The sequence below is a fragment of the Streptomyces avidinii genome, assembly GCF_045161815.1.
In the GTDB taxonomy this organism is placed as follows: domain Bacteria; phylum Actinomycetota; class Actinomycetes; order Streptomycetales; family Streptomycetaceae; genus Streptomyces; species Streptomyces avidinii.
Genome location: NZ_CP108863.1, coordinates 4,831,680 through 4,844,064, shown reverse-complemented (window position 1 = coordinate 4,844,064; position 12,385 = coordinate 4,831,680). Strand labels below are relative to the sequence as shown.

At 72.7% G+C, this 12,385-nt stretch carries 11 protein-coding genes; 7 read left to right on the top strand and 4 right to left on the bottom strand.

Annotated features, from left to right (window positions below):
* Positions 1–44: 44 nt before the first annotated feature.
* Both OG373_RS21680 and OG373_RS21675 read left to right on the top strand, forming a co-directional pair.
* A complete protein-coding gene (locus OG373_RS21680; RefSeq protein ID WP_405439770.1) occupies positions 45–881 on the top strand; it encodes a response regulator transcription factor in 837 nt (278 codons plus the stop codon).
* 24 nt (positions 882–905) lie between these two features.
* The gene (locus OG373_RS21675; protein WP_030728501.1) at positions 906–1,928 is read left to right on the top strand and encodes a LacI family DNA-binding transcriptional regulator; all 1,023 of its coding nucleotides are present in this window, start codon (positions 906–908) and stop codon (positions 1,926–1,928) included.
* A gap of 36 nt (positions 1,929–1,964) precedes the next feature.
* Here OG373_RS21675 and OG373_RS21670 read toward each other — a convergent pair whose 3' ends face one another.
* A complete protein-coding gene (locus OG373_RS21670; RefSeq protein ID WP_405439768.1) occupies positions 1,965–3,044 on the bottom strand; it encodes a MerR family transcriptional regulator in 1,080 nt (359 codons plus the stop codon).
* 141 nt (positions 3,045–3,185) lie between these two features.
* Between OG373_RS21670 and OG373_RS21665 the strand changes: the two genes are divergently transcribed.
* From OG373_RS21665 to OG373_RS21655, 3 genes are all read left to right on the top strand, one after another.
* The gene (locus tag OG373_RS21665; RefSeq protein ID WP_405439766.1) at positions 3,186–4,433 is read left to right on the top strand and encodes a S1C family serine protease; all 1,248 of its coding nucleotides are present in this window, start codon (positions 3,186–3,188) and stop codon (positions 4,431–4,433) included.
* A 99-nt stretch (positions 4,434–4,532) separates the two neighbouring features.
* Complete coding sequence (locus OG373_RS21660) at positions 4,533–5,264, top strand: response regulator transcription factor (protein WP_405439764.1); 732 nt, start codon at positions 4,533–4,535, stop codon at positions 5,262–5,264.
* Complete coding sequence (locus OG373_RS21655; RefSeq protein ID WP_405439762.1) at positions 5,261–6,697, top strand: sensor histidine kinase; 1,437 nt, start codon at positions 5,261–5,263, stop codon at positions 6,695–6,697. Before OG373_RS21660 ends, OG373_RS21655 begins: the two co-directional genes overlap by 4 nt.
* Here the strand turns inward: OG373_RS21655 and OG373_RS21650 are convergent.
* Both OG373_RS21650 and OG373_RS21645 read right to left on the bottom strand, forming a co-directional pair.
* On the bottom strand, positions 6,677–7,561 hold the full coding sequence (locus OG373_RS21650) for a phosphatidylinositol-specific phospholipase C (protein WP_405439760.1): 885 nt from the start codon (positions 7,559–7,561) through the stop codon (positions 6,677–6,679). The two genes, OG373_RS21655 and OG373_RS21650, sit on opposite strands and share 21 nt — an antisense overlap.
* A gap of 75 nt (positions 7,562–7,636) precedes the next feature.
* Entirely contained in the window at positions 7,637–8,206 is a 570-nt protein-coding gene (locus OG373_RS21645) for a TetR/AcrR family transcriptional regulator (RefSeq protein ID WP_405439758.1), read from the bottom strand.
* Positions 8,207–8,328: 122 nt separating this feature from the next.
* On the opposite strand from OG373_RS21645, the gene OG373_RS21640 reads away from it, so the two are divergent.
* Positions 8,329–9,111, top strand: coding sequence for an alpha/beta fold hydrolase (locus tag OG373_RS21640; protein ID WP_405439757.1), 783 nt, complete (start codon positions 8,329–8,331; stop codon positions 9,109–9,111).
* A gap of 89 nt (positions 9,112–9,200) precedes the next feature.
* Here the strand turns inward: OG373_RS21640 and OG373_RS21635 are convergent, their stop codons facing one another.
* Positions 9,201–11,018, bottom strand: coding sequence for a bifunctional metallophosphatase/5'-nucleotidase (locus tag OG373_RS21635; RefSeq protein WP_405439756.1), 1,818 nt, complete (start codon positions 11,016–11,018; stop codon positions 9,201–9,203).
* Positions 11,019–11,188: 170 nt separating this feature from the next.
* Between OG373_RS21635 and mshD the strand changes: the two genes are divergently transcribed.
* Positions 11,189–12,115 (top strand): mycothiol synthase, encoded by a 927-nt coding sequence (gene mshD, locus OG373_RS21630; RefSeq protein WP_397738849.1) that lies wholly within the window; start codon positions 11,189–11,191, stop codon positions 12,113–12,115.
* Positions 12,116–12,385 lie beyond the last annotated feature (270 nt).

Genomic DNA, 12,385 nt, shown 5'->3' with positions numbered 1-12,385 from the left:
CAGCGAACCGTGCACCACCGTCCGACCCGGGCAGGTGGTCGGTCGTGAGCTCACTCCTGCTGCTCACCAACGCCCTGCAGCCGTCCACCGAGGTGCTGCCCGCCCTCGGCCTGCTGCTGCACAACGTCCGGGTGGCCCCGGCCGAGGGCCCCGCCCTGGTGGACACCCCGGGCGCCGATGTCATCCTCGTGGACGGCCGCCGCGACCTGCCGCAGGTGCGGTCGCTGTGCCAGCTGCTCCGCTCCACGGGACCCGGCTGTCCGCTGATCCTCGTCGTCACCGAGGGCGGCCTGGCGGCCGTCACGGCCGACTGGGGCATCGACGACGTCCTGCTGGACACCGCCGGCCCCGCCGAGGTCGAGGCGCGGCTGCGGCTGGCCACCGGCCGTCAGCAGCTCGGCTCGGACGACTCCCCGATGGAGATCCGCAACGGCGATCTGTCGGTGGACGAGGCGACGTACTCCGCCAAGCTCAAGGGGCGGGTGCTCGACCTCACCTTCAAGGAGTTCGAGCTGCTCAAGTACCTGGCCCAGCACCCGGGCCGGGTCTTCACGCGCGCCCAGCTGCTGCAGGAGGTCTGGGGCTACGACTACTTCGGCGGCACCCGGACGGTCGACGTGCACGTACGGCGGCTGCGCGCCAAGCTCGGCCCCGAGCACGAGTCCCTGATCGGCACGGTCCGCAACGTCGGCTACCGCTTCGTCACGCCGGAGAAGGTCGAGCGGGCGGCGGCGGAGGCCGCGGCCCAGGCGGCTGCCAAGGTCGCCGCCTCGGCCGCCTCGGCTGCCGCGCAGCCGGCCGACGGGACGGCCGCGTCCGTCACCCGATCGGCCGAGGACACTGTGAGGATCCACTCGGCCGGACGCCCTGCCCAGAGGTAGGTCACCCCGCGTAGACTGCCGCGCGTGGCCAAGGTGACGCGGGATGACGTTGCACGACTTGCGGGTACGTCTACCGCCGTCGTGAGCTACGTCATCAACAACGGACCCCGGCCGGTCGCCCCGGCCACGCGCGAGCGTGTCCTCGCCGCGATCAAGGACCTGGGCTACCGCCCGGACCGGGTCGCCCAGGCGATGGCCTCGCGGCGCACCGACCTCATAGGCATGATCGTCCCGGACGCCCGTCAGCCGTTCTTCGCGGAGATGGCGCACGCGGTCGAGCAGGCCGCCGCCGAGCGCGGAAAAATGGTGCTCGTCGGCAACTCCGACTACCGGGACGAGCGCGAGGTCCACTACCTGCGGGCCTTCCTCGGCATGCGGGTGTCGGGCCTGATCCTGGTCAGCCAGGGCATGAGCGAGCGCGCGGCGTCGGAGATCGAGGCCTGGGACGCGCGGATCGTGCTGCTGCACGAGCGCCCGGAGGCGATCGACGACGTCGCCGTCGTCACCGACGACATCGGCGGCGCCCAGCTCGCCACCCGCCACCTGCTGGAGCACGGGCACGAGTACGTGGCCTGCATCGGCGGCGTCGAGAACACCCCGTCCGTCGGCGACCCGGTCGCCGACCACGTCGAGGGCTGGCGGCGGGCCATGCAGGAGGCCGGCCGCTCGGTCGAGGGCCGGCTCATCGAGGCCCCGTACAACCGCTACGACGCGTACACGGTCGCCCTGGAGGTCCTTGCGCGGCCCGACCGCCCGACGGCCATCTTCTGCGCCACGGACGACCAGGCGATCGGTGTGCTGCGGGCCGCGCGCGAGCTGCGCATCGACGTGCCCGGGGAACTGGCCGTCGCGGGCTTCGACGACGTCAAGGAAGCCGCCCTCACGGACCCGCCGCTGACCACGATCGCCTCGGACCGCCCGGCGATGGCCCGCGCGGCCGTGGACCTGGTTCTGGACGACGGCCTGCGCGTGGCCGGCTCCCGACGGGAACGGCTGAAGCAGTTCCCGTCGGCGCTGGTGATCCGCCGCTCCTGCGGCTGCCGCTGACCCCGGATCCACACCGGGTCGGGCGGGTCGGGCGGGTCAGGCGTCGAGCGTGCAGGGCATCAGCAGGGAGAAGGCGTCCTCGGTGCCCGGCCGCAGCAGGACGAGCGGGGCCCTGGGGCCGACGTACTCCAGCTGCATCTCCTCCCCGGCGGCGAGCGCGTCGAGGAGGAAGGCGGGGTTGACCCCGACCCGGTCGCCCGCGGCACCGACCCCCTCGGCCGCCCCGATGCCGTCGCTGTCGTCGGCGGCGGCGACGGTCACGGTGTCCGTCAGGACGAGCGCGCACCGTTCGCCTTCCTGCCCGGCGAGGGCCCGCCGCAGGGCCGGCACGTCCAGCGTGATGCGGCGCCCCTCCGGAAGCCTCGTCAGACGGCGGTAGTCGGGGAACTCCTCGCCGAGGCCCTGCCCGGCGACCCGGCGGCCCTGGGTCTCCAGTTCGACCGCGTCGCCGTCCACGGTGAGGACGGCCTCGCAGCCGTCGGCCAGCAGGGCCCGCATGGCATCGGCCAGCGGGGTGGGCACGGTCGTCCGGACCCGCTCGCCGGCGTGGCCTTCGGTGGGCGCGCAGGCCACCGCCATCCGGTAGCGGTCGGTGGCCACGAGGTGCAGGTCCGCCCCCTCCACGTCGAAGAGGATCCCGCCGAGCACCGGCAGCTCGGGGTCGTTGCCGACGGCGAACCGTACGGCGTCCAGCGCGGCCGCGAACTCCGTGGCGGGCACGGTGAGCCGGGCGGTGCGGGTCGGGGTGGTGGTCGTGGTCATGCTGCTCTCCTTGTGTTCCAGTAGCGCGCGGACCGTGGAGAGCGCCCCACGCGCATCGGCGAGCTCGCGTTCGAGCCGTCGCAGGTGGCCGTCCAGCAGCCGGGGCACCAGACCGGTGTCCCCGGAGTCCGCGCCGGCCCAGCCCGCCAGGACGAGCCGGACGTCCGCGAGCGGCATCCCCGCCTGCCGGAGCCGGGCCAGCAGCCGGGCCTCGTCGAGCTGTTCGGGCGCGTACCAGCGGTATCCGGTCACCGGATCCACCCGGGCGGGCACCAGGACGCCGGCGCGGTCGTAGAACCGCAGCGCGCTCACGCCCAGCCCGCTGTCCCGGCCCATCTCGCCAATGCTGTGCATCTCGCTCTCCACGCCCGTGACTCTGCGACCTCCACCAGGTCGAGGGTCAAGGCCGGTCCTTATATCGGTCATACGCGGTTCTGTCGGGCTTCTCAGGCCGGACTCAGGAAGCTCTCATGATCGGTGGACAGAGTCGTAGTCATGACCGAGAGCTTCCGCCGCGAAGGCGAGTACCCGCAGGAGAACAGCCCGGCCCAGCACGCGCCGTTCGGCGAGGACTGGCAGCGCGGGCGGGACCGGCTGGCGCACGAGACCGGGGTCGGGGCAGCCGCCCCGACCCCGGCCCGGGCCGGGGCCTACCCGCCGCCGCCCGCGTACCCGCCCGCCGCACCCGGGTGGCACGAGGCGCACCGGCCGCCGGTCATCCGGGGCGAGACGGTCCCGGGAGCGACCGCCACGGGCGGCGGCGGAGAGGGCGGCGGCCCGCACCAGCCCGCCCACGCCGCCCCCGCACCCCGCGCCAAGCGGCCCGTCACCCTGCTGGCCGCCGTCGCGCTCGCCGCGGCCCTGGTCGGCGGGGGCACCGCGGCCGCCGTCCAGCAGCTGATGGAACGGCAGGCCGGCACCTCCGGCGGGGTCAACGGCACCAACGTCTCGCAGTCCAGCAGCGGTACCGTCGCCGGTGTCGCCGAGCAGGTCAGCCCCTCGGTCGTCCGTATCGACGTCCGCACCGGATCCGGTCAGGGCACCGGGTCCGGCATCGTCATCACCGCCGACGGCGAGATCGTCACCAACAACCACGTGGTGAGCGGCGCCTCCGAGATCCAGGTGACGATGAGCGACGGCAAGAAGCACTCCGCCAAGATCGTCGGCACCGACCCCGACAAGGACCTCGCACTGATCAAGCTCCAGGGCGCGTCCGGGCTCACCCCCGCCGAGCTGGGCAGCTCCGGCGGCGTCAAGGTCGGCGACCAGGTCGTCGCCATCGGCTCCCCCGACGGCCTCACCGGCACCGTCACCAGCGGCATCGTCTCCGCGCTGAACCGCGAGGTGAAGGTGCCGAAGTCGGAGCAGCAGTCCCCGCAGAACCGGCAGCAGGGCGAGGACAGCTGGCCGTTCTCCTTCGACGGCCGCCAGTTCAACGGGGACACCGGTTCCGACACCACCTCGTACAAGGCGCTCCAGACCGACGCCTCGCTCAACCCCGGCAACTCCGGCGGCGCCCTGGTCAACATGAACGGCGAGATCGTGGGCATGCCCTCCGCGATCTACTCGCCCTCGACCGGCAGCTCCGCCGCCGGCAGCGTCGGCCTCGGCTTCGCCATCCCGGTCGACACGATCAAGGCCGACCTGGACTCCCTCCGCAAGGGCGGCCCGGGCGGGGCGGGCTCCTCGAACACCGGCACCGGCACCGGCGGCGCCGCGAACGGCTTCGGCACCGGCTTCTAGGCCGTCAGCGGGCCCGTCCGGCCGCCCGTCCGTGCGAGTCTGGAGGCGCCGTCCTGTGCCGCACCCGCCGGCCGACCACCACCCCTGGGAGACCCATCCATGAACCCCGCCGAAGGCGAAGCGCGGATCCTCGTCGTGGACGACGAGCCGGCCGTACGCGAGGCCCTGCGCCGCAGCCTCGCCTTCGAGGGGTACGCCGTACAGACCGCCGTCGACGGGATCGACGCCCTCGACCGGGCGGCCTCGTACGCCCCCGACCTGATCGTCCTGGACATCCAGATGCCCCGGATGGACGGGCTGACGGCCGCCCGTCGGCTGCGGGCGGCCGGCAGCGTCACACCGATCCTGATGCTCACCGCACGGGACACCGTCGGCGACCGCGTCACCGGCCTCGACGCGGGCGCCGACGACTACCTCGTCAAGCCGTTCGAGCTCGACGAGCTCTTCGCCCGCGTCCGCGCCCTGCTGCGCCGCAGCTCCTACGCGGCCCCGCAGACCGGCACCGAGACCCCGGAGGACGCCCTGACCTTCGGCGACCTGCGCATGGACCTCGCGACCCGCGAGGTCACCCGGGCCGGACGGCCGGTGGAGCTGACCCGGACCGAGTTCACCCTGCTGGAGATGTTCCTCGCGCACCCGCGCCAGGTCCTGACCCGCGAGCAGATCCTCAAGACCGTCTGGGGCTTCGACTTCGAGCCCAGCTCCAACTCCCTGGACGTGTACGTGATGTACCTGCGCCGCAAGACCGAGGCGGGCGGCGAGCCGCGCCTGGTCCACACCGTGCGCGGGGTCGGCTACGCCCTGCGGGCCGGCGAGGGCGGGCCCGAGTGAGCCCGGCGGCCAGATTCCGCACGCTGCCGCTGCGCTCCCGGCTCGCCCTGCTGGTCACGGTGGCGGTGGCGCTGGCCGTCGCGGGCGTGGCGGCGGTGTCCTGGGTGATGGTCCGCACCCAGCTGCGCGACCAGCTGGACAGCTCGCTGCGCGCCACCAACGCGGAGGCGCAGGCCAACCAGGTCTACCGCTCGCTCGGCTGCGTGTCCGTGACGGGCGCGCTCCCGGAGCGGCCCGCCAACAACCTCAGCGCCCAGGTGCAGATCGTGCGGCCGGACGGCAGCCACTGCTGGGTCGACGGCCGCAGCACCCTGCGGATCAGCGCCACCGACCTGGAGGTCGCCCAGCGGCGGCGCGGAGCCGCCCTCTACGACGCGACCACCTCCGACGGGGTGGCGGTCCGCGTCTACACCCAGCCGGCCCTGCTCGACGGGCGGGCCGCCGCGCTGACCGTGGCCAAGCCGCTCGCCGACATCGACAAGCCCCTGTCCACCCTGGCCTGGGTGCTGCTCCTGGTCTGCGGCATCGGTGTGGTCGGCGCGGGCGCGGCCGGCCTGTGGGTGGCCCGTACGGGGCTGCGGCCCGTCGACGAACTGACCGGCACCGTCGAGCACATCGCCCGGACCGAGGACCTGACCGTACGGATCCCCGACGAGGGGGACGACGAGATCGCCCGCCTGTCGCGGTCCTTCAACTCGATGACGGCGGCCCTCGCCTCCTCCCAGGAGCGCCAGGCCCAGCTGATCGCGGACGCCGGGCACGAGCTGCGCACCCCGCTGACCTCGCTGCGCACCAACATCGAACTGCTCGCGCGCAGCGAGGAGACCGGCCGGGCCATCCCGCCCGACGACCGGCGGGAGCTGCTGGCCTCGGTCAAGGCGCAGATGACGGAACTGGCCTCGCTGATCGGCGATCTGCAGGAGCTGTCCCGGCCGGACGCGGCCTCCCCCGGCCCGCTCGGGGTGGTCGCCCTGCACGAGATCGCCGGGTCCGCGCTGTCCCGGGCCCGGCTGCGCGGTCCGGAGCTCCGCTTCGAATCGGACCTGCGGCCCTGGTTCGTACGGGGCGAGGCGGCCGCGCTGGAGCGGGCCGTGGTCAACGTCCTGGACAACGCGGTGAAGTTCAGCCCGCCGGGCGCCGCCGTCGAGGTGACGCTGCGGGCGGGCCGGCTGACCGTACGGGATCACGGCCCGGGCATTCCGGCCGAGGAGCTGCCGCACGTCTTCGAGCGGTTCTGGCGGTCCCAGTCGGCCCGCGCGCTGCCCGGCAGCGGCCTGGGCCTGTCGATCGTGGCCCGTACGGTGGCGCGCGCGGGCGGCAGCGCCGAACTGCGGGCGGCGGCCGACGGCGGGGCGGGTACGGAGGCGGTGCTCCGTATTCCGGGGGCGCCGATGCCACCGCCCTCCGATCCGTCAGTTGTGCCGGATCAGTGAGGCGACCAGGCCGGAGCGGGTGTTCGGGAAGTCCATCGCGGCGATGCCGAGCCCGGTCCGGCCGGCCATTTCCCCGCCGTCGACGAAGCCGTGGACCTGCGGGCCCAGGCGGTCGGAGTTCCAGCGCGGCGGCATGTACGCCGAGGTGCTGACGTAGTTGACGAAGAGCTTGCCGGGCTGCTGGACGGCCTTGCGGAAGTGGTTCTCGATCAGGCCGCGCTTGGCGAAGGGCTCGGCGTTCCAGTCGTCCTGGATGTCGAAGACGTTGCCGTCGCCGTAGCGCAGGCCCGGCAGGCCGCCGTTGTCGGCGAGCAGGACCACCTTGCCGCGGGCCTGTCCGAGGGTGGGCAGGGAGTCGGCGATCCGGAACAGCGGGCGCCAGCCGCGGTTGTTCAGGTAGTCGTCGAAGACGGCGCGGAAGGCGGCGTCGCTCTCCCCGGAGTACTCCTGCTTGAGGCGCATCAGGACGGTCTCGGAGGGGTGCGCGGCGAGGAAGTTCCAGCAGGCGACGAGGACGTCGCCGAACATCAGGTCCTGGTAGAAGGACCCGTGGTGGATGGCGAAGGAGCCGCCGGTGACCCGGCAGCGGACGTCGAGGAAGCGGATTCCGGAGTCGAGCTGCTGGGCGATCGAGGTGTTCTGGCAGGCGACGTAGAGGCCTCCCTTGGTGGCGCCGGAGTCGTGGGTGCCGGGGATGGTCATCCGCTGGAGGGCGGTGGAGTCGCCGAGGCCCGCCATCCAGTCCTGGGTGCCGAGTGCCGCCGCCGAGGCGGGAGCGGCTCCCAGCCCGACGGCCGCGCCCGCGGCCAGTGCTCCGGTCAGAAACGCCCGCCGGTCCATGCCCGTGCCCATGCCGATGCCCATGCCCGCCCCTTTGCCGACCCGATGATGGCCGGATTATGGCGTGCACACGTCAGCTTTGCTACCTGTCGGTAAGGGTCAGCTTTCGAGCAGCTCGACCATGGACCGCAGCCCCTGCAGGAGCTCGCGGCCATCGGGTGCCTGCCCCGGATCGGTCAGGGCCTGCACCATCACCCCGCTGAGCAGCGCGATGTGCATCGAGCCGAGGGAGCGTACGTCCGCCTCGGAGACCTCCTCCGGCGGCACCCCGCGCAGGGCCGCGGCCACCGTCCGGCGGTTGCGGCGCTGCCCCTCGGCGAGGATCGCGAGCAGCTCGGGCGAGGACTGGGCGTGAACGAAGGCCTCGACGGAGGCCAGCCAGAGCCAGCGCATCTCCCCGAAGTCGCGGATCTTGCGGTCCCAGGTGTCGGCGTAGCGCTCCCCCGCGCTCTCGCCCTCACCGGCGAGACGGCCGGACCCCGCGGCCCACTCCTCCATGGCGGCGAACAGGGCCTGGTTGAGGAGGGCGTCCCGGGATCCGAAGTGGTAGCCGATCGCGGCCATGCTCACCCCCGAGGCCGTGGCGATGTCGCGCACGGTCGTGCGCAGGTAGCCCTTCTCCTCCAGGCAGCGCCGGGCTCCGGCCAGCAGGTCCTCGCGATTTCCCATGCGGGGATCGTAGCCGCGCAGGCATTTGGGCAAGCGCGCAAGACAGATGTATTGCGCGCTTGCCCAACTCCTGGCAGGCTTCAGCCATCGGAAGATCCGCGGGACAACGGGAGGCAAGAGCCATGCGCCACGAGCTGAAGACCGACGACCGGACCCTCTCCTACCTGGACTTCGGCGGCCCCGGCCGCCCGCTCCTCGCACTGCACGGCGGCATGTCCGAGGGCGCCGCCTTCACCGGCCTCGCCGAGACCCTGCGCGGCCGGTGGCGGGTCATCGCCCCCGACCAGCGCGGCCACGGGGACTCCGACCGCGCGCCCGACTACCGCCGCGAGGGCTACGTACGCGATGCCGTCGCCCTGCTCGACCACCTCGGCCTCGACGCGCCCGTCGCCCTCCTCGGCTACTCCGTCGGCGGGCTCAACGCCTACCACCTGGCCGCCGCCCACCCCGACCGGATCTCCGCACTCATCGGCGTCGACGCCACCGTCGAGATCCGCATCCCCACCGGACCGCACTGGTACGACTTCCTCGACGGCCTCCCCTACACCGCCGCCACCCGCGAGGAACTCCTCGCCGCCGCCGGGCCGGCCGCGCCCTTCGTCGCCGACGGAATGCGACCGCTCCCGGACGGGAGCGGCTGGCGCCTGGCCTACCACCCGCAGGACATGCTCGACTCCATCCGCGCCTGCGAGGGCGACCACTGGGACACCTGGCTCGCGAGCACCTGCCCGGCCCTGCTGATCCACGGCACCCGCAGCCAGGCCCTCGGCCGGGCCGTGGCCGACGCGATGACCGCCCGGCGCCCGAAGACCTCGTACACGCCCCTCGACGGCGACCACTTCGTGCCGTTCACGGACCCGGAGGGCTTCCACGGGGCCGTCAAGGGGTTCCTGGCCACCCTCTGATCCCCGTGCCACGGGGGTGCACGGGGAAATGCCGGAGGGGCGGTGGGCCGACCGGCCCACCGCCCCTCCGGGCTTACCGCACGCGCGTGTTACTTGATGACGGTGATCCGGTTCGCCGCCGGCGGGGCGATCGGGGACGCCTGCGAGGAGTTGTTCGTCAGGTAGGCGTTGAAGCAGTCCAGGTCGGACGCGCCCACGAGCTTGTTCTTGTGCTCCTTCAGGACGGTGAAGCCGTCACCGCCGCCCGCGAGGAACTCGTTCATCGCGACCCGGTAGGTCTTGGCGGGGTCGATGGCCGCGCCGTTCAGCTTCACCGAGTCGACGACGATGCGGTCGACGCCCGCCTTCGTCATGTCCAGCGTGTACGTGAAGCCCTTCGACACCTGCAGGATCTTCGGGTTCGCCCCGTTGACCGGGCCGCTGACCTGCTGCTGGAGCGCGGTGATGAGCTGCGCGCCGGTCAGGTCCACGATGTTCATCATGTTGGTGAACGGCTGGACCGTGAAGGACTCGCCGTAGGTCACCACACCGTCGCCCTCGCTGCCCGAGGCCTTGTAGGCGAGGTCCGAACGGATGCCGCCCGGGTTCATGACGGCCAGCTGCGCGCCGCCCTTGTCCGCCGGGGCGAGCGCTTCGAGCTGCGCGTCGGCGATCAGGTCACCGAGCGGCTTCTCGGGCGCCTCGGAGCCGCGGCCGGGGATGTCGGCCGAGATGAAGCCCTGCGGGCGGTTGGCGATCGGGGCCGCCAGCGCGTTCCAGCGCTGGATCAGCTCGGTCATGTCCGCGGCCTTGGGCTGGTCCCGGGTGACGACCTTGTTGACCGGCTTGGGCGAGGTGATCGGCGTACGGACGATGTCCTTGGTCTGCCGGTCGTAGGTGAGCGTGGTGTCGGTGAACAGGCGGCCGATGGAGGCGGCCGAGGTCACCGTACGCGGGTTGCCCGCCGGGTCGGGGATGTTGCAGGCGTAGGCCTGGTGCGTGTGACCGGTGACCAGCGCGTCGACCTTGGAGTCCACGTTCTTGGCGATGTCCACGATCGCGCCCGAGATGCCGGCGCCGGCGCCCGGGACGTTGCAGTCGTAGTTGTACGCGCCGTTGGCGGGCAGGCCGCCCTCGTGGATCAGCGCCACGATCGACTTCACGCCCTGCTTGTTCAGCTCGGCGGCGTACTTGTTGATCGTCTCGATCTCGTCGCCGAACTTGAGGCCCTTGACGCCGTCGGCGGTCACGACGTCCGGAGTGCCCTCCAGGGTGACGCCGATGAAGCCGATCTTCACGTCCCCCTTCTTCCAGACGTACGTGGGCGACATCAGCGGACGCTTGGTCTTCTCGTCCGTGACGTTGGCGGCCAGGTACTGGAACTGGGCGCCCGTGAAGTCCTTGCCGAACTCGAAGCAGCCCTCGACCGGGTGGCAGCCGCCGTACGCCATGCGGCGCAGCTCGGTCTTGCCCTCGTCGAACTCGTGGTTGCCGACACTGGACACGTCCAGGCCCAGCTTGTTCAGCGCCTCGATGCTCGGCTCGTCGTGGAAGAGCCCGGACAGCATCGGGCTGCCGCCGATCATGTCACCGGCCGCAGCCGTGACGGAGTACTCGTGACCCTTGCGGGCCTCGCGCAGGCCGGTCGCGAGGTACTCGACCCCGCCCGCGGGTATGGACTTGGTGGTGCCGTCGGCCTGACGCTCGGTCACGTTGCCGGAGGACCCCTGCGGGGGCTCCAGCGTGCCGTGGAAGTCGTTGAACGACAGCATCTGCACATCGACGGTCCGGCTCTTGGCCGCACCGCCACCACTCGCGGCACCGGCCGGAAGTGCGGCCGCGACCATCGCCCCGGCCCCGGCCGTGACGGCGAGAGCGGCGAGGGTCAACCGGCGGGTTCGGCGGTGCCGTTGTGGCGTCGCTGACATTTAGTCCCCTTATGTGACAGCGGTAGGACATGGGAAGTCCGCCGAAGCCTATGGTCAACGCGCGTAGCTCTACCAGGGGGTAACGGGTATCGCGTTGGTTACGTGCAGAAGAAGCACCGACCACGCGCCCGCACTCCGCCCCTTTCCCACGGCGGTCGTAGGCTCGTGCCATGACTGACGCAGCAGCGGCCCTGGAACCGGGACGGCAGATTCAGACCCTCGACGAGCTGACGGGGGAACAGGCGAGCGCCGTACTCGAACTCATCGAGGACGCGGCACGTACGGACGGCACCACCGCCGTGTCCGAACAGGGACGGCTCCAGCTGCGCGGCGGACCGCGCGAGGGGATCCGGCACTTCCTGCTCACCGAGGGCGGCCGGCTCGCGGCCTATGGCCAACTGGAGGACACCGACCCGGTGGAGGCCCCGGCCGCCGAGCTCGTCGTACACCCGGCCCTGCGCGGGCGCGGGCACGGGCGGGCGATGGGCACGGCCCTGCTGGCGGCCTCCGGCAAGCGGCTGCGGGTATGGGCCCACGGCGGCAAGTCGGCCGCCCGGCACCTCGCGCAGGTCCTCGGCCTGACCCTGTTCCGCGAGCTCCGCCAGCTGCGCCGGCCACTGGCCGGCGGCGACCCGCTGCCGGAGCCGGTGCTCCCGCCCGGCGTGAGCGTACGGACCTTCGTGCCCGGCACCGACGACGCCGCCTGGCTCGCGGCGAACGCGGCCGCCTTCGCCCATCACCCCGAGCAGGGCTCGCTCACCCAGCGCGACCTCGACGACCGGATCGCGCAGCCGTGGTTCGACCCCAAGGGCTTCTTCCTCGCGGAGCGCGACGGGGAGCTCGTCGGCTTCCACTGGACCAAGGTCCACGCTGCGGAGCGGCTGGGCGAGGTCTACGTGGTCGGCGTCCGCCCGGGCGCCCAGGGCGGCGGCCTCGGCAAGGCCCTCACGGCGATCGGCCTGCGCCACCTGGCGGCCCAGGGCCTCCCGACGGCGATGCTCTACGTGGACGCCGACAACCCGGCGGCCCTCTCCGTCTACGAGGGCCTCGGCTTCAGCACCCACGAGGTCGACCTGATGTACCGCACGGAAAGCTGACCCGTCCCGACCCCGCCGGCGTTCGAGGCGCGGGTCCGGGCAGCGCCCGGCGGGGGCCCGGGGGCGGAGCCCCCGCAACGGCTCCGCACCCGCGCACGCCGGGGCGCAGGGGCCCCCGCCACCCCCGCCGGGGAGGCGGTTCGTGCACCACGCCGGACCCGGGAAGCCACACGCCATTAACCGGGCATTCAGAAGCGCTTGCGACTCTCCCCCAATGCAGCCCCGACTCCGACTGACGGCCGACTCGTCCGACGTGCCTGTCCTCCCGCG

What these genes read in the sequence shown, in the direction of transcription:
- OG373_RS21650 (WP_405439760.1), bottom strand. Translation starts at nt 7,561, where the DNA reads ATGGGCATCGGCATGGGCACGGGCATGGACCGGCGGGCGTTTCTGACC.
- OG373_RS21665 (WP_405439766.1), top strand. Translation starts at nt 3,186, where the DNA reads ATGACCGAGAGCTTCCGCCGCGAAGGCGAGTACCCGCAGGAGAACAGC.
- OG373_RS21640 (WP_405439757.1), top strand. Translation starts at nt 8,329, where the DNA reads ATGCGCCACGAGCTGAAGACCGACGACCGGACCCTCTCCTACCTGGAC.
- OG373_RS21635 (WP_405439756.1), bottom strand. Translation starts at nt 11,018, where the DNA reads ATGTCAGCGACGCCACAACGGCACCGCCGAACCCGCCGGTTGACCCTC.
- mshD (WP_397738849.1), top strand. Translation starts at nt 11,189, where the DNA reads ATGACTGACGCAGCAGCGGCCCTGGAACCGGGACGGCAGATTCAGACC.
- OG373_RS21660 (WP_405439764.1), top strand. Translation starts at nt 4,533, where the DNA reads ATGAACCCCGCCGAAGGCGAAGCGCGGATCCTCGTCGTGGACGACGAG.
- OG373_RS21670 (WP_405439768.1), bottom strand. Translation starts at nt 3,044, where the DNA reads ATGCACAGCATTGGCGAGATGGGCCGGGACAGCGGGCTGGGCGTGAGC.
- OG373_RS21645 (WP_405439758.1), bottom strand. Translation starts at nt 8,206, where the DNA reads ATGGGAAATCGCGAGGACCTGCTGGCCGGAGCCCGGCGCTGCCTGGAG.